The sequence below is a fragment of the Robertkochia flava genome, from assembly GCF_020166515.1.
Classification (GTDB): Bacteria; Bacteroidota; Bacteroidia; order Flavobacteriales; family Flavobacteriaceae; genus Robertkochia; species Robertkochia flava.
This window is the reverse complement of record NZ_JAINZT010000005.1, coordinates 377,768-398,473: the sequence shown is the minus strand read 5'-3', so window position 1 is coordinate 398,473 and position 20,706 is coordinate 377,768. Positions and strand designations below refer to the sequence as shown.

General features: G+C 47.1%; 16 protein-coding genes. 12 read left to right on the top strand and 4 right to left on the bottom strand.

From position 1 onward, the window contains the following. The first annotated feature begins 180 nt into the window (after positions 1-180). The 4 genes from K7R11_RS08270 to K7R11_RS08255 all read left to right on the top strand — a co-directional run bounded on the left by K7R11_RS08270 (position 181) and on the right by K7R11_RS08255 (position 3,286). Entirely contained in the window at positions 181-564 is a 384-nt protein-coding gene (locus K7R11_RS08270; RefSeq protein ID WP_224490064.1) for a hypothetical protein, read from the top strand. Positions 565-687: 123 nt separating this feature from the next. Next, on the top strand, positions 688-1,335 hold the full coding sequence (locus K7R11_RS08265; protein ID WP_224490063.1) for a phosphoribosyltransferase: 648 nt from the start codon (positions 688-690) through the stop codon (positions 1,333-1,335). 130 nt (positions 1,336-1,465) lie between these two features. Beyond that, positions 1,466-1,834, top strand: coding sequence for an arsenate reductase family protein (locus K7R11_RS08260; protein ID WP_224490062.1), 369 nt, complete (start codon positions 1,466-1,468; stop codon positions 1,832-1,834). A 294-nt stretch (positions 1,835-2,128) separates the two neighbouring features. After that, positions 2,129-3,286 carry an OmpA family protein gene (locus tag K7R11_RS08255; RefSeq protein WP_224490061.1) on the top strand — a complete coding sequence of 386 codons (1,158 nt, stop codon included), beginning with the start codon at positions 2,129-2,131 and terminating at the stop codon, positions 3,284-3,286. A 71-nt stretch (positions 3,287-3,357) separates the two neighbouring features. Here K7R11_RS08255 and K7R11_RS08250 read toward each other — a convergent pair whose 3' ends face one another. The 3 genes from K7R11_RS08250 to ppsA all read right to left on the bottom strand — a co-directional run bounded on the left by K7R11_RS08250 (position 3,358) and on the right by ppsA (position 9,478). Beyond that, on the bottom strand, positions 3,358-6,048 hold the full coding sequence (locus tag K7R11_RS08250; protein ID WP_224490060.1) for a hypothetical protein: 2,691 nt from the start codon (positions 6,046-6,048) through the stop codon (positions 3,358-3,360). Continuing rightward, positions 6,045-6,803: a DUF805 domain-containing protein gene (locus tag K7R11_RS08245; RefSeq protein ID WP_224490059.1), complete on the bottom strand. Its 759-nt coding sequence runs from the start codon at positions 6,801-6,803 to the stop codon at positions 6,045-6,047. The genes K7R11_RS08250 and K7R11_RS08245 overlap by 4 nt, the downstream gene beginning before the upstream one ends. 221 nt (positions 6,804-7,024) lie before the next feature. After that, positions 7,025-9,478, bottom strand: coding sequence for a phosphoenolpyruvate synthase (gene ppsA, locus K7R11_RS08240; protein WP_224490058.1), 2,454 nt, complete (start codon positions 9,476-9,478; stop codon positions 7,025-7,027). A 314-nt stretch (positions 9,479-9,792) separates the two neighbouring features. Here ppsA and K7R11_RS08235 point away from each other — a divergent pair, with 314 nt between their 5' ends. The 3 genes from K7R11_RS08235 (at position 9,793) to K7R11_RS08225 (ending at position 12,934) form a co-directional block, all read left to right on the top strand. Beyond that, the gene (locus tag K7R11_RS08235) at positions 9,793-10,938 is read left to right on the top strand and encodes an acyloxyacyl hydrolase (RefSeq protein ID WP_224490057.1); all 1,146 of its coding nucleotides are present in this window, start codon (positions 9,793-9,795) and stop codon (positions 10,936-10,938) included. A 62-nt stretch (positions 10,939-11,000) separates the two neighbouring features. Further along, complete coding sequence (locus K7R11_RS08230) at positions 11,001-11,714, top strand: SGNH/GDSL hydrolase family protein (RefSeq protein ID WP_224490056.1); 714 nt, start codon at positions 11,001-11,003, stop codon at positions 11,712-11,714. A gap of 65 nt (positions 11,715-11,779) precedes the next feature. Continuing rightward, on the top strand, positions 11,780-12,934 hold the full coding sequence (locus K7R11_RS08225; RefSeq protein WP_410528194.1) for a PQQ-dependent sugar dehydrogenase: 1,155 nt from the start codon (positions 11,780-11,782) through the stop codon (positions 12,932-12,934). A 47-nt stretch (positions 12,935-12,981) separates the two neighbouring features. Here the strand turns inward: K7R11_RS08225 and K7R11_RS08220 are convergent, their stop codons facing one another. Further along, the gene (locus tag K7R11_RS08220) at positions 12,982-14,775 is read right to left on the bottom strand and encodes a mechanosensitive ion channel family protein (protein ID WP_224490055.1); all 1,794 of its coding nucleotides are present in this window, start codon (positions 14,773-14,775) and stop codon (positions 12,982-12,984) included. Positions 14,776-15,204: 429 nt separating this feature from the next. Here K7R11_RS08220 and udk point away from each other — a divergent pair, with 429 nt between their 5' ends. Genes udk through K7R11_RS08195 form a run of 5 tightly spaced genes read left to right on the top strand, consistent with a single transcriptional unit; the run spans position 15,205 to position 20,593 of the window. Continuing rightward, positions 15,205-15,813, top strand: a complete 609-nt coding sequence (gene udk / locus K7R11_RS08215; RefSeq protein WP_224490054.1) for a uridine kinase — start codon at positions 15,205-15,207, stop codon at positions 15,811-15,813. After that, on the top strand, positions 15,814-16,149 hold the full coding sequence (locus K7R11_RS08210; RefSeq protein ID WP_224490053.1) for an FtsB family cell division protein: 336 nt from the start codon (positions 15,814-15,816) through the stop codon (positions 16,147-16,149). It begins immediately after the preceding gene. Beyond that, on the top strand, positions 16,142-17,551 hold the full coding sequence (locus tag K7R11_RS08205) for a methylmalonyl-CoA mutase subunit beta (RefSeq protein ID WP_224490052.1): 1,410 nt from the start codon (positions 16,142-16,144) through the stop codon (positions 17,549-17,551). The genes K7R11_RS08210 and K7R11_RS08205 overlap by 8 nt, the downstream gene beginning before the upstream one ends. 3 nt (positions 17,552-17,554) lie before the next feature. Continuing rightward, entirely contained in the window at positions 17,555-19,681 is a 2,127-nt protein-coding gene (scpA, locus tag K7R11_RS08200) for a methylmalonyl-CoA mutase (RefSeq protein WP_224490051.1), read from the top strand. Positions 19,682-19,711: 30 nt separating this feature from the next. Then, positions 19,712-20,593 carry an SDR family oxidoreductase gene (locus K7R11_RS08195; protein WP_224490050.1) on the top strand — a complete coding sequence of 294 codons (882 nt, stop codon included), beginning with the start codon at positions 19,712-19,714 and terminating at the stop codon, positions 20,591-20,593. The last annotated feature ends 113 nt before the right edge of the window (positions 20,594-20,706 follow it).

Below are 20,706 nucleotides of genomic sequence, written 5' to 3'. Positions count from 1 at the left end.
GATCACCGCAGCGGGAGGACCTGACAAAAGTTCCCGGGAGTGCCGGGTTTTCCGCGATAAACCCCGTCGGTATTCCCAAAGATGAAAAGTACTCCAAATCCCGGGTTAACAAACTGATCTTCATCATTCTAAAACAATTATCCCTGCCTTACCTTCCCTCTGTATTAAATCCGTTTTATCATGAAGAAAATTATTAACAATGCCGATCTTCATTTTGAACATGAAACCTGGCAAAAAGAGTTGTTGTTTTGGAAAGATGAGATAAAAAGTTTCCAGAAACGACTTTCTGAAATAGCAAGCAGATGGACCGATGAGCAAGTACTGGCGAGGCTGGAGCAATTTCAGAATCAGTTTTTTATTCACCGGGAAAAGATCAATGATCTCCTCGATGAAACTGAAGGTCATGAACATATTATTGCCATGAACGTAAACGCTGATCATGACGCCATAGATATGAAAGGGTACAGACACCATGAAGAGATCAGGGAACAGATGGAGTCGGAACGTTTAATATACAACGACCTCAAAAAGAGGTTTTTTGGATTTCTTTCCCGGTACATGTAAACGTTTCCGAAAACGGTGCAATTAATTGCTGGCCTGTTGCCGGATATTGCACAAAAAACAGGAAGTTCAAAAGCTAAAATATCGGGTACAAACAGGACACAGCGGGTCGTAAAAAACAGGATTATGTTTCTCAACAGAACACATGCAGGAAGCCTGTTGGCAGAAAGGTTAAAACCCTATAAAGGGACAAATGCCCTGGTACTGGCTGTTCCCAGGGGTGGTTTACCTCTGGGGTCGGTTATTGCAAAAGAACTTGATCTCCCGCTGGGGGTCGTCCTTTCCAAAAAGATCGGGCATCCCGATAATAAAGAATACGCAATTGGGGCAGTAAGTCTTCAGGGAGTGGTACTGGACAAACAGGCTTCGGGCATTTCCAGGGAGTATATCGACCGTGAAATTAAAAACATCAGAACACTTCTAAGGCAAAGACAGCAAATCTATTACAGCGAACAAGCCCGGGAGCCACTGCACGGAAAGATCATTATCCTTACGGATGATGGGGTGGCCACAGGGAATACCCTGCTTTCCACGGTAGCACTGATCCATGGGGAGTCGCCTGAAAAGATCGTACTTGCTATTCCCGTAGCCCCCGAATCGGCATTAAAGAAATTTAGGCGATCTCCCTACATAGATGAAATTATTTGCCTGGAAACCCCTCAATTCTTTAATTCCGTAGGTGCATATTACAGGGATTTCGACCAGGTTTCAGACCAGGAAGCTGCCGCCTTGATAAGGGAAGCAGCAAAGAGAAACAAATCCCGGGATCTATAATATTCTTCCCTAAATCCCCGACACGAACAGGAAACGGAGCACTTTTGATGTCCGATGCATTCAGATCACAAACCGGTAATGCAAGTGTTTATCAACCGATACCGGCAAAAAACATAAAAAAAAAGTAATCATGGGAGAAATAGCCACCTCAGACAGACAGATCACCTTATTCTGTAACCCGGATACGCTAAAAGCAAAGAAAACGAGGGCTTATGCCCTTGCCGAAGGCCTGCCCATCCTGGAAGTCGACATTGTTAAAACACCTCCAACAGGCACTCAGATCGCAGAATTGGCCGCAATGCTGAACATGGAGATCCATGAACTTATTATTGCTGAACACCCTAGCTTGCATTCCTCAGGAGCCCTCCCCTATGACCTGTCGGAAGAAGACTGGATCACCATGATCCGAAGCAACCCGGAAATCCTGAAACAACCCATAGCCATAAGGGGAAAAACCGCTATTCTGGTGGATACACCATCAGATATCATCAGGATTTAAAAAACACCTCCTCCATTCCTGAAAACTGGAATCGATGGATAATGGCTTGACCGGTTACCGGTCAAAACCCACACACCCGTGAGATTAAGCTTGCAATATCACATACCAACAGGTTGAACCCACATGTCTTGTACGAAAAAACGCTTTTTATTTTAGCTTTTTACGAGCATATTTGGAGAGTTTACTATATTTGACCATAGAAATATCCTGGAATTTTAATAGGATTACAGGAATTGCTAATAGTACCTTTCCCCCAGAAATTAACATTTTTCGCCAACCATAAATCTTATTATGATGAGAAGACATCTACATGTTATGGCTTCTGCTCTGTTTATTATCCTGTTTACAGTGCAGGCCCATGCCCAGTATGAAAAACAAGGCTGGTTATTTGGAGGGGGCTTTAATTTTATTGATGATTCGGGCACAAACGGATCTGAACCCTTTAATTTTACAGAGAACTGGAGCAGTGTCGTATTTCCCTCCAGGTTCTCCATGGGCTACGCCCTCACCAATGGAATGTTTTTCCAGGGGTTTGCCAGTTACAACAGGTATCAGAAAGACGTGATCGTTGATGGAAACCCGCAATCAACCGAATGGAACTATTACGCTCTTGACGGAATGATTGGGTATGGATTCAAAAATATGATCGACCCCAGAGGCTGGTTTGATCCGTTTATCAATACAGGAATGGGAGTAAATCGCCTGGCTGGAAATAACAGCCTGACCTACAACCTCGGGGCAGGATTTAACTTCTGGTTTAACGACCGTTTTGCAGTAAACCTGAGCACCCTGGGCAAGTGGCAGTTGGGCGATGGTTCAGGAGATAATCATATTCAACACGGGATAGGAGTGGTATTCAAACCGGACCTTGGAAAACTTTTTGCCGGAAAACAGGAGACAGAAGAAAACAACACCCTGGTGGTGAACGATTCCATAAATAAACAGCCGGAGATCGACAGATCCCTGGTGGCCTCAACCGAGAACACCCCTTTAGAGAAAGAAGAAGAAACAGTTCCTCCAGCCGCTGAAACGCAGCCTGTAAAATCCGTATCTGAAGAGGAAAAACGAGTGGCGATCATCAACCGACTCAAATCGGATCTCGCTTCCGTAGAAAGGATTTCTTTTGAGGTCAACTCCTCTTTTATTACCCTGGAAGACCTGGAAAAGATCGACCAGCTTGCTGCCTTTCTAAATTACTATCCCACCACTGTTATCGAGATTCGTGGGAATGTAGACCCCAGGGGTTCCGAAGAATATAATGCCTGGCTCTCGGTAAGACGCGCCAACAGGATTAAAGCCTACCTGTCTACCCAGGGGGTTGCCCCGGAAAGGATCAAGGCTGTGGGTTCTATCCAGAACGAGATCGAAGGACCCTGCCGTGAAGGGCAACCCTGTACAGAGGAACAGCTGCGTGAAAGCAGGCGGGTGGAATATATTCTATTGGATTTTTAAGAAGTAACCCCGTTTTACATCCGGAAGAAAAAAGAGACTTCGGACTTTGATTCCCCGAAGAACATCCGTCCTTATTCCAATAGGGCCGTATCCTCATTTTGGGCAGGCTGTTTCGGGCTATATGCCAAAGCTGTATTCGCATCCAGTTCCTCCTCCAGGTAATACAAGCCATTCATGGTAAACCTGTATCGGGTCAGGGCTACCCCCATAGTGTTATTGGCCAGGACCCCGCTGGTATCATACCTCCGGATCTCGCGGGTGAGTCCGGAAGGGAATAGCTCGTATTCATAAGTAGCAATTCCGCTTTGGTCTGCCATCAAACGCAGGCCGGTGTCATACATGGCGTACATTTTCAACTCACCCACTTCATCCCATTCCTGTACTATTTTGTGATATCCATTGGGGCCAGGAACCGGCTGGTGCTCCTTATCCAAATATTGCAGGCTTTGCGTATACCCCATCGCATTGAGCGTGTAGACTTCATAAGCTATACCTCCGTTGTTATTTACCGGCTTATCCAGTTCGTCAAAATATGCTTCACCGGAAGACAACATTCTTTTATCGTAACGGTATGCTATAGCACTTACACCCTCAGCATTTCTGGTTCTTTGGCCATTCCGGTTATAAAAAGCCTTTCTTGTTAACCGGTCATAAGCATTATAGGTATACTTTTCGATGCAGGCTCCCTCGATTAAGTTTCCGGTCAGGCCATATTTTTTTACCACAGCATCCAGTCCTTTGGAATTGCGCTCATACTCCCACTTATGAACTCCGTCGCGCGCTGCGGGAAGGCCCTTTTCATCGAAGTACCATTCTGAGGAAATTTGGGAATCACTACCGTATTGATATCGGGTGACGCTTACGCCGGATTCATCGGCTACGGGCTGGTCATCCTTATCAAAACAAGCGAGTCGGGAAGGATTTCCGAGACTGTCGTACTCCCTGACGATCTTGACGATATCGACCTCGAAGGGAGTCGCCTGACCCAGACTGTCGTATGTCGTGGTTTGAAGTAGTTGTCCCTTATCATTATAAACATAGCTGAATTTATGGACTCCGTTGGCCATGATCGCTTTACGACCGATCATATCCAGGTATTGCTCTTCCAGTACTTCTCCCCGGTCGTTCAGGATTTTCTTTACCATAGCGATCCCTGTTTCGTTTACATCAACCTCCCCGTAGCCGTTGAGGTTATATTCAAAAACCACGCTGTCACCCACATATTCGTTACGGGTCGCACCCCATTTGTTGTCGTTAAATTTTAAGACATCTCCCGGGAGGTACAGGGCCGTAAAGACAATTCTCCCTAAAGAATCATAATCAGTTACCCGCTTATGATACCCGTCCCTGGACACTACCGGGTCGTATTTATGGTTAAACCTTTTCTCCAACATGACGCGATCGTTCCTGTCGTAATAATATTCATAGACCGCTGTTCCGTTAGCATCATAGATCAGATTCCCTTTTTCATCCAGCGATTTTATTATCCGGAGATTCCCACGTTCATCATATTCATAATTCAAATGATAATCCTGAAGGTGATATGCAAAAGCTCCATTGGCGTCATACAACTTCATAGTGGTTTCCTGGTTATTGTCATTATAGCGGTACGTATACCGGGCTACCAGGTTACGATCATTAAGCATACGAAGATCCCGGTCTAAGTTTATTTTCTGGATGGTCCTGTCATGTTTATCGAGTATTTTCTGAACATGACTTATGCCTTCATCGTTGGGGATCTCCATACCTTGTGCGTTCAAAAAGGTCGAGGTATAGGAATTGTTTTTTGCATTGAAGTCATACCTTATTTCAAAATTGGCATCAAAGTCTACCCGTTCCTGTTTGGCGTTAAAATAACGGAAGACAAGGCTGCCGTCCTTCCCGGTTCTCGCTTCCCGAATGGCGTACTCCCGTTTTTCATTATACGCCCCATCAGCATCCAGGTAATGCGTTTCCACAACACCTTCTGCTTTACGTACGATCTTTAAGGTTGCTGTTTCAAAAATGCCTCCCGAGGTATGAACTCCGTCCTTGTAAAATTTAACCAGTCGATCTCCATCCTGATATATGACCTGGTACACCTCTCCGTATTGCATCTCCTGCATTCCGGTAGGAATGGACGGAAGCAGCTTCCCGGTCAGGGTATAGCTCATTTCCTTGTAATACCCGGAATTATTTCCATAAAAATTAAAATAGTTGTAGATGTCCGGTTCCTTGTACAAAGCAGTTTCCCGAAGCCAGTCATCGATCTTTAACACCCACTGTCTCTGCTCATCGGTATTCAGGTTATGATCTGTTTTATTGTCGTATTCCTGTTGAAGTTCTTCCAGCTTGTCCGTGTATTTGAATCTTAAATGCTCGAGGGTTTCATAAGACATTCCTTCCAGGCCCTTGCGAACAATTGCTCTTCGCAATAACCGGGAGCAGTACTCGGCAAGGTTGAAATGGTATTGTTCATGTATCAGGACGCTGGAACCTTCCTGGGAAGCCTCGGCTATTCTTGCTGACTGATTGGGATCCATATAAGCATATACCCTGGAATCGGATTCCGTGATCAGGTCGGGAGCAACGATCCCCGAATAAATGATGGCTGCATAATTATTTTCAAGTTCATCCACAAGTCTGAACTGATCCCAATTCAGAGGCAGTTCAGACCAGGCCACAGGATCCTGGTAATGGTACGTTCGATCATGGGTAATTCCAAAAATGAGGAGGACTGCAAACAATAGTCCCGAAATAAAAAGATGCGATAAGTTCCTCATGCGTGTACCTGTGTTTTGTTAAACATGGAGAGGTATATCTTGTAGGAACCCCAGGAAATTCCTGCCAAAAGAAGGATAAATAATAGCTCCAGGGGAACTGAGTAGGGTTCAAAGGCCGTTTCCCTGAAAAAGAGGACATAGAGTCGCAATCCAATATAGAAACAGGTACCAAAAAGAAACCGTTGTTTAAGAATAAGGTAAGAGCTCAGATTTAAGGGTCTTCGCCGGTAAACCGCCAGTAGTGCCAATAAAAAAAAGGGAACAACAAGCAACCAGATCACTGCAAATTTCAACAGTTCATCAAAGGGAAGGTATTCCAGCAGTACTACTGAAATTAAAACATAGCTCATAATAGAACTGCTCATAAGGATGAGCAACCTGGTGCGGGAATGTTTAAAAGACCTCCTTTCTTTTAAACGCTTTAAAGTGGGCAGTGTACTTGCCGGAGGGGTGTCCTTTGGGTTTTTCCCATAGGCATTCCGGGCACTTTGCCCGTCCTGAAAGATCAGGATCAGGAAGTAAAAAGGAATGAACTGATAAAAGGCAGAATACCCTATATCATGACAGCGTTTCGATCCCTGAGCCAGAAGAAACCACAACAGCACCACAGAAATCAGGTAAAAAATAAAAGCTCCCCGGTTAAAAGCCTCCCATACCACCACAAGACAGGCATACAATACCACGTAAAGAATAAGGCTCAGGCCGTATTCCAGGCGCCTGATCCTCCCGTTAAATGAAAAGACATTATTAAACATCACGGTAGTCGAAATAAAAATTTTCGGACAATATAGAGAATCATTTTTGTAAAAAAAATTCTACACTACCTGATATTAAATTTTAAAAATACCCGGGCTTACAGCCGCTGTTTCAGAAAAAACCGGAAGCAGGAGCTTACACGGTTCCGGTTCTAAGGACCCGGAAGATACCTCGATGCAATAAAAATTTTCACCTGGGTGTATCTCCTCCTCCCCGATGATTATACCTTGATCTGATCCTTGGCTTCCACCCTTGAAATGACCTTCAGGGTCTTCAGCACAGAATCCGGGGTCACCGAAATACTGTCGATCCCTTCCCGTACCAGAAATTCCGAGAAATCCGGAAAATCGGAAGGTCCCTGGCCACAGATACCTACCTTGGTTCCGTGGCGCCTGGCTGTCTTAATCAGGGTTCTAATCATGGTTTTTACCGCCTCATTACGTTCATCGTAGAGGTGAGCCACCAGGCTGGAATCGCGGTCAAGGCCCAGGGTAAGCTGAGTCAGGTCGTTTGAACCAATCGAAAATCCATCGATCATGGGGATAAAATCTTCTGCAAGAATAATATTGGAAGGGATCTCTGCCATCAGGTAGATCTCCAGGTTGCGGTCTCCTCTTTTCAAACCATTTACCTCCATGATATCGAGCACCTTTTTTAGTTCCTGTGGAGTCCTGCAAAAGGGGATCATTACGGTAAGATTATCAAGTCCGAATTCATCTCTTACCATTTTTAAAGCACTGCACTCAAGGTCAAAAGCCTCCCTGAAATCTTCGGCATAATAGCGCGATGCCCCTCTCCACCCGATCATAGGGTTTTCTTCTTCCGGTTCGAAGTATTGCCCGCCCAACAAATGGAAATATTCATTCGATTTAAAATCAGACAATCGGGTAATCACCCGTTTGGGGTAAAAGGCAGCTGCGATCCTGGCCACTCCCTGAGCCAGTTTATTGATAAAAAATGCTTTTTCGGATTCATATCCTGCGGTGATCTTTTGAATGGCCGCAGAAAGTTCTTCATCGCCGATCTCCCGGTGTCTCAGCAGGGCAAGCGGATGCACCTTTATATGATTGTTAATAATAAACTCTTCCCGGGCCAGCCCGACACCACTATTGGGAATTCTTGAATATTGAAAGGCGAGTTCCGGAGAACCCACATTCATCATAATTGGTGTCCTGGTTTGAGGGAAGTCGGCATAGGCTGTTTCCTTCAGGCTGTAATTGATCTTACCATCGTACACCTTCCCCGTGCTTCCCTCGGCACAGGAAACGGTAATCTCCTGTCCATCTTCCACCAGACGGGTAGCCCCTGAAGCGCCTACTATAGCCGGCACTCCGATTTCCCGCGCTACAATGGCTGCGTGACAAGTTCTCCCTCCTTTTTCAGTAATAATGGCTGCGGCCTTTTTCATTAAAGGCTCCCAATCAGGATCGGTCATTTCGGTGACCAGGATTTCCCCTTCCTTAAAGGCTGTTTCATCTACACTTCCATCTCTCCCGTCGAGGCTTACGATACGGCGAACCTTTCCGGTTCCTACTTTCTCTCCTACAGCCACTCCCTCAAAGAGCAACCTTTCAGCCAGATCACCATCCTCCACCTTGAATTCCTTGATACCTTCCTGGGTCTCCTGGGAATGTATGGTTTCAGGTCTGGCCTGAACGATATAGAGCTCATCGGTTAACCCATCTATGGCCCATTCCACATCCATAGGGCACCAGCTTCCGCGTATACCCGTGTAATAATCTTCTATTTTCTGAACCCATCGGGCCAACTGAAGGATCTGATCATTATCCAGACAAAAGGCAGATTGCTGGGATTTCTCCACCGGTACTTTTTTCACCGTTTCAAAGGGTTTATGGCCGTAGATCAGTTTATGGCTCTTCTCACCCATTTTCTTTTCTATGATAGACCTGTATCCTTTTTTAAGGGCAGGTTTAAAAACGAGAAACTCATCGGGTAGAATTTCACCCCCAACGAGCAATTCCCCCAGTCCGAAGGCGGCATTGATCAGAATAACATCCCTGAAACCGGTTTCGGTATCCAGGGAAAATGCTACCCCGGAAACCCCGAGATCCGATCGCACCATTTTCTGTACCCCTACAGACAGTTTCACTGCAAAGTGGTCAAAACCCCTGGAAGACCGGTAGGAAATAGCCCTGTCGGTATATAAAGACGCAAAACAACTGCGAATGGCCGTGAGTAACATTTCCCCGCCCCTAATGTTGAGAAAAGTGGATTGCTGCCCGGCAAATGAGGCATCGGGAAGATCTTCGGCTGTGGCCGAAGAGCGCACGGCTATATCCGTAGCTTCCTGCCCGTACATCTCCGATAACCTGTAATAGGAGCTGAGGATGGCCTTTTCCACAGAAACAGGGAACTTCCCGTTTGAAATCAATTTCCGGATCTCTGAACCGGTTTTCCTTAAATTAATGATGTCATTTACATCCAGGCCCTTAAGGATATCTTCTATTTTATCCTTTAACTGGTTTTCCAGGATAAAAGCGTCGAATGCCTTTACCGTTACGGCAAAACCGTTTGGAACTTTTATACCCTGATGGCCAAGGTTTCTGATCATTTCTCCCAGGGATGCATTCTTACCACCTACCATTGGAAGGTACTCCATACCGAGCTCATCCAGGAATATCACATAGTCGTTAGAGGGAATTTTACCGGTCATATTGTTGTTTTTCGGAAATCTACGCAAACGTTTTCGTAAATCTGTTTTCCCATCGGTAAAGGCACTATAAAATACGTGAAATGCACCCCCTGACTGCCTGTCCTGCTCTTCATGAGCCCCTGTCTCACAACACATTGATTATAAGTAAGATGTCAGCCTTTATTTACAAAAAATTAAGTAACTTTAAATCCCTCTTCTTCTTCCGGCTCCCTTTTTATGCGTCCGCATTTCTTATCCCTGATGCCTAAATACCAGCAACTGATCAGGCCGGTTATGAACCGCCACCTGAAACACAACATAAATACCACATATGTATGAAAATGAACCATCAACTTTTTTGCGGCATCTTTTTTATGATCGGGTGCATCACAGGACTGTGGTCACAGGAAGAAGGGAAGTTTAAAAGTATCTCCATAAAAGCACTCTCCGGAGCTCATCTATATTCAGGACAGGACCTGAATGATAAAGTTAATTACGGATACGGGGCGCTCGATATCAGGTTTGCATGGCAACCTTCCAATGCGGATCAATGGTCCCGGGAAACCGGTTTTGCCGCATATGGGGTCGGATACTACACTGCTAATATCGGAGACCCACAGGTATTCGGAAATCCGCATGCCCTCTATGGTTTTGTAAACTTCTTTTTGAGTAAACCTCACCGCAGAAATGTTCTGGAGATCAGTCCTGCCTTAGGACTTACCTACAATCTTGAACCATTTAATGAAGAAAGCAACCCGCTTAACGATGCCATTGGAGCAAGAATGGCGGTTTACTTTAATGTGAATTTCGGAGGGGCCTGGAAATTAAACCGGGAGATCGATCTTTTATATGGAATAGATTTCACACATTACAGCAACGGAAGGACCTATACCCCGAATTACGGCTTGAATCTTTTTGGTTTAAACCTGGGTATGCGCTATCACTTCAATCAATTGCAAAAAGAATTGGATAGGGACCCCTATACCACCACGGTGGTAAGTTCCCGGTTCCTGCGACCGGAGCGGCCGAAATCGGAGAAGAACCCCTACAACAATTCGGTGGATATCTACCTGGCCGTAGGCACGGTACAGAATTATATTGATCAGGGTACTGACCTGCGCTATGGCACCTTCTCCGGCGTGGTGGATTACAGAAGATATTTCAACCGTATGCATGGACTTACCACGGGGATGGACCTGTTTTATGACAATTCCCTCGCCGAATCCTACCCCGACAGTAAAGACAGGTACCTTATCGGAGTACATGCGGGTTATGACTTCATGTTCTGGAGGCTTAATATCAGGGTACAACTGGGTACCTATCTCACCGACGACCGCATGAAGGACAACCTTTTTATTCGGCCTGCCATACAATATGAAATTTCAAAGCGGTTTTTCGCCCAGCTGGGACTAAAAACCCGAAACGGGGCCGGGGCCGACTGGATAGAATTCGGGGTTGGCTGGAAACCATTTGAGTGGTAGTTCCATGACTCCCGGTCTTTACAATTTAAAGTCTTATTATTGTAAGATTTTAAGTTGTAATTATGAGACTTTTAAAATACATTCTGGCACCTGTTCTGCTCCTTTTGGTTCCTGACGATATCAGCGCCCAGGAGAAGTTATATAAAGAACTTATGGCCCGGGACTGGCCTGACCTAAAGCGCTATGCTGCCGCCAACCGGGAAATCGCTGAACAGCAAAACTACCCAAAAGTGGTCTTTATGGGGAATTCCATCACCGAGGTCTGGGCCGATCATCACCCGGAATTCTTCCGGGAGCATCAAATTGCCGGAAGGGGCATCAGTGGACAAACCACCCCGCAAATGCTGATCCGGTTCACCCCCGATGTAATCGATCTCCGGCCAAAGATCGCAGTCATTCTGGCTGGAACCAATGATATTGCCGGAAATACAGGATACGCCAGCGTTAAGATGATCACCGATAACATCAAAGCCATGGCACAACTGGCTCAGGCCAACGGGATCAGGGTCGTGCTTTGCTCGATCCTTCCCGTTTACGATTATGCCTGGAGACCCGGTCTGGAACCGGTCGAAAAAATAAGCCAGGTGAATGCCTGGATAAAGGATTTTGCCGGAGAAAATAACCATATCTATGTCGACTACTTTTCAGCCTTGTCTGATGAGAAGAAAGGAATGAAAAAAATCTATTCTGAAGACGGGGTACACCCCAATGCGGCAGGTTACAGGGTAATGGAACCCATTGTACTTAAAGGAATTGAACGCGCACTTAAGAATTAAAAGCCGGTACCGCTTCCAGAGCGGGTGAATATTTTTAATTTTGTAGCAAAGAGAAAACCCGAATTATGAAATACCGTTTTAAAACGATCAAACTTACAACCATCCTATGTGGGTTATTAATTACTGCTTCCTGTGGTCAGAAAAAGGATACCGCAATGGAAGAAGCCCCCATCGAAATTGAAACTCCTGAACAGGTAAATTATACGACTGAATTAATAGTGGATGACCTTACCATTCCGTGGGGTATGGAGTTTCTTCCTGACGGAAGAATGCTCATTACGGAACAGAATGGGAACCTGATCCTGTTCGACAACGGGAAAAAGACCAAGGTGTCTAACGTACCGGAAGTCTACTATCACGGACAAGGCGGATTACTGGATATCAAATTACATCCGGATTACCAGCAAAATGGCTGGATCTACCTTACCTATGCTTCCAGTGAAGGGGAAGGGGAAGGAGGTCATACGGCACTTATGCGGGCCCGGCTGAAAGACAGTACTCTTACCGATAATGAATTGCTGTACAAGGCAACGCCCAACACCACCAAATCTGTTCACTTCGGCTCGCGCATGGCCTTTGATAAGGAAGGAATGCTCTACTTCAGCATCGGCGAACGGGGAGCCCGCGAGGTGAACCCACAGGACCTGACCCGCGACGGAGGAAAGGTATACCGCCTGCATGACGATGGGCGGGTTCCCACAGACAATCCTTTTGTTGGCCAGCCCAATGCTGTCGAGGCAGCTTATTCATACGGTCACCGCAATCCCCAGGGAATGGCGATCCATCCCGAAACCGGGGAAGTATGGACCCACGAACACGGTCCCCAGGGTGGTGATGAGATCAATATCATTAAAAAAGGGGCTAATTACGGTTGGCCGGTAATCAGTTACGGCATCAACTACGATGGCACATCTTTTACCGAGCTTACCGAAAAAGAAGGCATGGAACAGCCGCTGTATTACTGGGTTCCCTCTATTGCTCCCAGCGGAATGGCCTTTGTTACTTCCGACCGCTACCCCGAATGGAAAGGCAGTCTGCTGGCAGGCTCATTAAAGTTCCTGTACCTGGAACGCCTTGAACTTAACGGCAACAGTGTTACCAAACGGGAAAAACTTTTTGAAGGTGTAGGAAGACTCCGAAATGTAAAACAAGGTCCGGACGGGTATCTCTATTTAGCCGTGGAAGGCAAAGGTATTCTCAGGATCGTGCCTAAGTCCTGAAAAGCTTTTAAACGTAGCGGCTAAAACCGTCTTTTTTACATTCCCGGTTAAGACGCTCCGGATTTTTGTGGGGGCGGAATGGTACTGGCATTCCCATCGCGTTCTGCCCGGTAATGGGGGGAAAGAATCTCTACCCCGGCATTATTGAAGGCATCCTGTATGTTGGCGTGAAGCTCCGAATAGATGCGGCCCTGGGAACTCACATGGTCTGTATACCCGTTGAGCTGGTAGCTGATAAAGAAATCATCAAGGCTGGTTTGCAACACGAAGGGCTTCGGATCCTTTTTAATGAGTTCGGTATGGGCGGCAGCCTCCAGGAGCAGTTCATGTACCTGCTTCCAGGGAACGTCATAACCTATGGTAACGGTAGTATGCACGATGAGCCCCTGGTTGAGTGATCCGCTGGTGTAATTAATGGTACTCCCATTCAGGATGGTGGAGTTGGGCAGGGTAACCTCTTCATTCTTAACCGTTCGCAACCTGGTGATCAGCATGGTTTTTTCGATGACATCTCCGGTAGTATCCCCGATCTTTACCCGGTCGCCGATCTTGAACGAGCGCATATAAATAATTACCAGTCCGGCGATGATATTGCTGATGGCCGAAGTTGATCCCAGAGACAGCAGCAAGCCCAAAAATACGCTTACCCCCTGGAAAGCCGGGGAGTCACTACCGGGAAGGTAGGGAAAGATCACTACAAAAGCGAAGAGGGTTATGATCACACTGATCAGCCTGTAGGTAGGTTGGGCCCAATCGGGATAAAACCCCGGGATCTCCAGTTTTCCCCTCTCGACCTCTGAGGTTAAAAATCTAAGGCCCTTTTTCAGGTATCGCACCAGGAAAATGATCACCGCGATGGTAATCAGGTTGGGAACAAACCCGATAATGGCCAGACCAAATTCTTCCAAAGGACTTACCACATAATTGAACAATTTCATGGCGATGGGCTCTGTCTTCGGAAAAATGGTAAAGAGCAGGAGGGAATAGAAATAGATCAGCACCAGTAAGCCAATATTCTTCAGGATATTAAGCAACCATAATACCAACATCTCCGACCGCTCCCTGGACAGGAACTCATACTCGTTAAACTTAACAGCCCCAAGTCGTTCCCGGAATCTCCTGAGCACCTTCAGCATCAGCCATTTCAAAAAACGATTGAGGTATTTGAATCCCACCACGAAAAAAACCAGGGCTACAAGAAAGATCAGCTGTCTTTTCAGGATCATTGTCCAGCTGCGGTCTTTCTGACTTTCCATAAATGTGTACAGGCGGTCAAAACGGCCTTGGGCCATTTCCTCCAGGTCAGATCCCATCAGGTCGGCTTGCCTTAGGGTCATGGTGGTGATCAGGATATCCTTATAGACAATCCTGCACATCAACGGATCGCAACTCAATTTCAGCTCTTTCAGATCTACAGGCCCCGATTCGAGGATCTCCTCGATTCTTGCACTCACTGCCCTGGCGCGTTCTCCAGGACCAAAAGGCCCAAGGTTGTCATAGATCCGGAATAGTGTATCACCTTCAAATACCACATAGGCGGGAGGATATTTCTCCTGGTAGGCCTTTCTTCCCTCTTCCGTACTAAACTCGTCTCTCCAAAGCTTACGTATTAATTCGGCTCCTCCCGCAAGGGAATCACCCGCCTCTACAGCATCCTGCCCAGGCCTTACAGTATCCTGCTTCAACGCAAGAGAATCCTGTACACCTGCAATGCTGTCCTGCGCCACAGGATAGGTCGGAAAAGGATCCGTTTCGGGTAGACCTGCGAATAAAATAAAAGGAAGTGCCCCTAACAGGGTCAGGCATAAGGGAACAAAAAATCTTCTAATGCAATTCATCATACAGGTACCGGAATAAGGATAAAGGCCCTGGCATGACCAGGCCTCTGATTACCATTAGCAGAAAGTAAGTGAGGCTATTGTATTCAGGCAGAAAAGAAAGCATCACCCGGGATCTTTTTGCAGGAGTAACCCCTGCCCTCCCGGACCATCTTTTCCTTAGAAAAGTTAAGTATTATTTAGCTTTGTGCGTTATTTTTCCCCGTCAACCGCCTGATAAAACCGCCGAATATTAAACGATACGGGGCAGGGTCCTTATGCAGCGCCCTTCTTGATTGTTTTTAAACCCCATTAATGCTATAGCCGACTCTGCCGGTTAGGCACCGGATTTTACAAATTCCGGAGCGCCCGGGCGAGGCTGTTTAAAAGGTCTTGACTTTTCACTTTATCTCTTCGCTGCAAATCTCTATTTTTGTAAATAAATCAGGGTTTATGCTAATCATTGGAATTGCCGGAGGAACAGGTTGCGGAAAGACAACGGTTGTTAACCAGATCATTAACGAATTACCTCCGGATGAGGTCGGGATCATATCCCAGGACTCGTATTACAACGATCTGTCTCATATGCCAATGGAAGAAAGGGTAAGGGTGAATTTCGACCATCCCGGGGCTATAGATTTCGAATTACTTTGTGCACACCTGATGGAATTAAAAGCCGGGAATGCCGTGGAGCAGCCTGTGTATTCGTTCAGGGAACACAACAGAACAGGAGATACAGAGACCACCATTCCGCGAAAGGTAATGATCGTAGAAGGCATACTGATACTTACCCATCCGGAGGTAAGAGATCTTTTTGACATTAAGATCTATGTGCATGCCGATTCTGATGAAAGGCTTATCCGCCGTATTAAAAGAGACGTGGACGAGCGCGGACGAGATATGGAAGAGGTGTTAACCCGCTATCAGACCACCCTGAAACCGATGCATCAGCAGTTTATTGAACCTACAAAAGAATATGCCGATATTATCATTCCCAATAACAAGTACAATACCGTTGCGATCAATATCGTACGAACCATAATAAACGAACGCCTCATTTAAATGAACTGGAAATCCATACGCGAGAAAAGATGGTTTCGAATCGGAAGCAATATTTATGTATTGGTTTCCCTGGTATTCGTGATCTGGATGTTATTTTTTGACACCAATTCCTGGTGGTTCACCCATCGTGAACTCAATGCAGAGATCGAAAAACTCCAGATGCAGAAAAAGCACCTGACACGGGAAATTGCCAAGGACAAGAAGGCGCTGAGAGCCCTGCAAAAAAAGCGGGAACTGGAGCGGTTTGCCCGGGAGGAATACTATTATAAAAAGGATAATGAGGAGATCTTTATCATAGAATACGAAGACAGCCTAAAAACTGATACTAATGACTAAACCCTTATTTGATGCATTTAAAGGAGTGAGCGCTAAACAGTGGAAGCAGCAGATCCAGTTTGACCTTAAAGGCCTGGATTACAATAACACCCTGCTGACCACTACTCCTGAAAACATCACCATAAAACCCTTTTATCATTCCGAAGACCTGGAAAACAGGCCGGTTTTGCAACCAACCACTCCCGGACGGACCTGGAGCATATGCGAACGCATTTACACCGCCAATGAAGAAAAGGCAGCGAAAAAAGCCCGGCATGCTCTTGAAAAAGGAGCAGAATCCATCCTGTTCGTATTGCACGATAAAAAAGTAAAGCCGGAGGTTTTGCTCAGTGCTCTGGGAGAAACCTCCGTTCCGGTTTACCTGGAGATGCATTTTTTATCTCCCGATTTCATCAGGGAACTTACCGGTTTCCTGGAAGGAACCACCTTCAGGGTGTACCTCCTTCTGGACCCGGTCAACGACCTCAATGCTTCCGGTAACTGGCATTATAACCAGAAAAAGGATATGCAGCTTCTGGCAGACATTCTTGCATATCTTCAAGATAAAGAACACCCCGGAGTAGCGAACATCCATTCGCAGGTAAGTATCAACCTGGGCAGGTACCTTAACTCAGGTGCATCTGCCATACAACAACTGGCGTATGCCCTGGCCCACGCCAATGAGTATCTTCATCTGCTCGAGGCCCATGAAATCAAGGCTTCGGCACTTCAACCCCTTTTCTTTTGCGGGGTGGGTAGCAACTACTTTTTTGAGATCGCCAAAATCAGAGCCCTCCGGGTGCTCTGGGAATCCCTGGCCGGAGCTTACGGAAATACCCATACCCCACATATCCTGGCTATTCCCGGAAAACGAAACAAAACGCTATATGACTACAACGTTAATATGCTTCGAACCACGACCGAGTATATGAGTGCTATCCTCGGAGGAGCCGACACGGTTTGCAGTATGCCATACGACAGCATATACCATAAAGACAATGAATTCGGGTCAAGAATAGCGCGCAATCAATTGCTGGTCCTCAAAAAGGAAAGCTATTTTGATGTGGTGGACAATCCGGCTGACGGAAGTTATTACATCGAGACACTAACCACAGAAATGGCCGAGAAAGCCCTGGAGATCTTTAAGCAGATCGAAGCAGGAGGAGGATACCTCAGGCAGCTTATGGACCATACCATTCAGAAAAAGATCAAGGAAACCGCAAGGGAAGAGCAGGAAGCCTTTGACCGGAAAGAGCGGATTCTTGTGGGAACCAACAAATACATCAATCCGGAAGACCGGATGAAACAGGACCTGGAACTGGATCCCTTTTTAAAAAAAGAGGAGAAAAAGACACTTATCGAGCCCATTATTGAGAAACGCCTGGCAGAGTCTCTGGAAAAGAAACGCCTAAAAGAAGAGTAAGCGATGAGCAGAAAACCATTACAGGACTTAAGATTAAAAACACCGGAAACCGGAACTGATGCCCCTTCTGAGGGAAAACGCACCGCAGAAGATATCGAAATAAAATCCCATTACTCGGTTGAAGACCTCAAAGGCCTCGGACACCTGAACTTTGGAGCAGGAATCGCCCCTTACCTTCGCGGTCCATACAGCACCATGTATGTACGCCGACCCTGGACCATAAGGCAGTACGCCGGGTTTTCCACGGCAGAAGAAAGCAACGCCTTTTACCGCCGTAACCTGGCTGCAGGTCAGAAGGGATTGTCGGTCGCATTCGATCTTCCCACGCATCGCGGATATGACTCCGATCACGAAAGGGTGATCGGCGATGTGGGAAAGGCCGGAGTGGCTATTGACAGCGTGGAGGATATGAAGATCCTCTTCGATCAGATCCCCCTGGATAAAATGTCGGTATCCATGACCATGAACGGGGCAGTATTGCCTATCATGGCATTTTATATCGTTACTGCCGAGGAGCAGGGCGTAGCTCCGGAACTGTTATCCGGAACCATTCAAAATGATATTCTCAAGGAGTTTATGGTGCGAAACACCTACATCTACCCTCCCACCCCTTCCATGAAGATCATTGCAGACATCTTTGAATTTACTTCCAGGCATATGCCCAGGTTCAACAGCATCAGTATTTCCGGATACCATATGCAGGAAGCCGGTGCTTCTGCAGACATAGAACTGGCCTATACCCTTGCCGACGGACTGGAATACATACGCACCGGTCTTAAGGCCGGAATGGACATCGACAGTTTTGCCCCTCGGCTTTCTTTCTTCTGGGCCATTGGTATGAATCATTTCATGGAGATCGCAAAAATGCGGGCGGGGCGCATGCTTTGGGCAAAACTGGTCTCGCAGTTCCACCCTCAGAACCCCAAATCTCTGGCCCTGAGAACCCATTCACAAACCAGTGGCTGGAGTCTGACCGAACAAGACCCTTTTAACAATGTGGCCCGCACCTGTATAGAGGCTGCGGCAGCGGCCTTCGGGGGCACCCAATCCCTGCACACCAATGCCCTGGATGAAGCGATTGCCCTGCCTACCGATTTTTCGGCACATATCGCCCGGAATACACAGTTGTACCTCCAGGAGGAAACCATGATTACCAAGACAACAGACCCCTGGGCAGGGAGTTACTATGTGGAATCGCTTACCGGGGAAATCGCTGCAAAAGCATGGAAGCTTATCGAAGAGGTAGAGGAGCTCGGAGGAATGACAAAGGCCATAGAGGCTGGTATTCCAAAGATGAGGATCGAAGAGGCGGCGGCCCGAAAACAGGCCCGTATCGATAGCGGGAAAGATATTATTGTCGGGGTCAATCAATACAGGCTCGATAATGAGGACCACCTGGAGACCCTCGAGGTCGATAACGAGCAGGTGCGAAGACAACAGCTGGAGCGCCTGGAGAAGATCAAAAGCACCAGAGACCAGGAGCAAGTAACCGCTGCCCTGCTCGCCCTTACCCGGGCCGCAGAAACAGGGGAAGGGAACCTGCTGAGCCTGGCGGTGGAAGCTGCAAGGCTCAGGGCAACCCTGGGCGAGATCTCGGAAGCCCTGGAAAAGGTTTACGGCCGTTACAAAGCAAAAATCCAATCCTTTAGCGGAGTATATTCTAAAGAAGTGAAAGACGACAGCAGTTTTAGTAAAGCCAGGGAAATGGCCCGGTCCTTTGAAGAAAAAGAAGGAAGACGCCCCAGGATCATGATCGCCAAAATGGGCCAGGATGGCCATGACCGCGGCGCCAAAGTAGTAGCCACAGGATATGCCGATGTAGGGTTCGATGTGGATTTCGGACCACTTTTCCAAACCCCGGAAGAGGCTGCCAGACAGGCGGTGGAAAACGACGTCCACGTGCTGGGGGTCTCCTCCCTTGCGGGCGGGCATAAGACCCTTGTGCCGCGGGTGGTTAAAGCCCTTAAGGATTACGGAAGGGAAGACATCATGGTCATCGTCGGGGGGGTGATCCCCCGAAAAGACTACGAGGCCCTGTTCAAAGACGGGGCGGTTGCCGTATTCGGTCCGGGAACCCGAATAAGTGACACGGCTATCAAGATCCTGGAGATCCTTACAGACGAGGAATAACAACGTAATTAATCATTCAAAACAACCAAGATGAACTTTAAAGAAAAAATGTTACGCGACGGAGCGTTAAAAGATAAGACCATAGTGGTTACCGGTGGCGGTAGCGGACTCGGAAAAGCAATGACACGGTATTTCCTCGAGTTGGGTGCCCGGGTAGCCATCACCTCCAGGAACATGGAAAAGCTGGAGAACACGGCAAAGGAACTGGAAGCTGAAACCGGAGGCACCTGCCTCCCACTGCAATGTGATGTACGCCATTACGACCAGGTCGAAGCCATGAGAGACCAGGTTATCACGAAATTCGGAAAAGTGGATGTATTGCTCAACAATGCTGCGGGAAACTTTATCTCCCCTACCGAGCGACTTTCTGCAAATGCCTTCGACACCATCATCGATATTGTCCTGAAGGGAACTAAAAATTGCACCCTGGCCTTCGGGAAACACTGGATCGACACCAAACAGGAAAATACCAGCGTGTTGAATATCGTAACCACCTATGCCTGGACAGGATCGGCCTATGTAGTGCCATCGGCTACGGCAAAGGCCGGAGTACTGGCCATGACGCGCAGTCTTGCGGTGGAGTGGGCTAAATACGGCATGCGTTTTAACGCCATTGCACCCGGTCCTTTCCCCACCAAAGGCGCCTGGGACCGACTACTACCGGGAGAACTGAAAGAAAAATTCGATCTGGCCAAAAAAGTCCCCCTGAAGCGTGTGGGCGAGCACCAGGAACTGGCTAACCTTGCGGCATACCTGGTTTCCGACTTCAGCGCCTATGTCAATGGGGAGGTGATCACCATAGACGGAGGCGAATGGCTGAAGGGCGCCGGGCAGTTCAACCTATTGGAGGCCATCCCCGAAGAAATGTGGGATATGCTCGAAGCCATGATCCGGGCTAAAAAACAAAAGTAAATACCCCAGGCTGTTAGCAACTCCGGGCACGAAGTTATCAACAACGAAAAGCCAGCATTCCCGGCCCTATCCTAAAACAGGATAGGGCTCAGTTGCTTATGTATTTCTGCCGT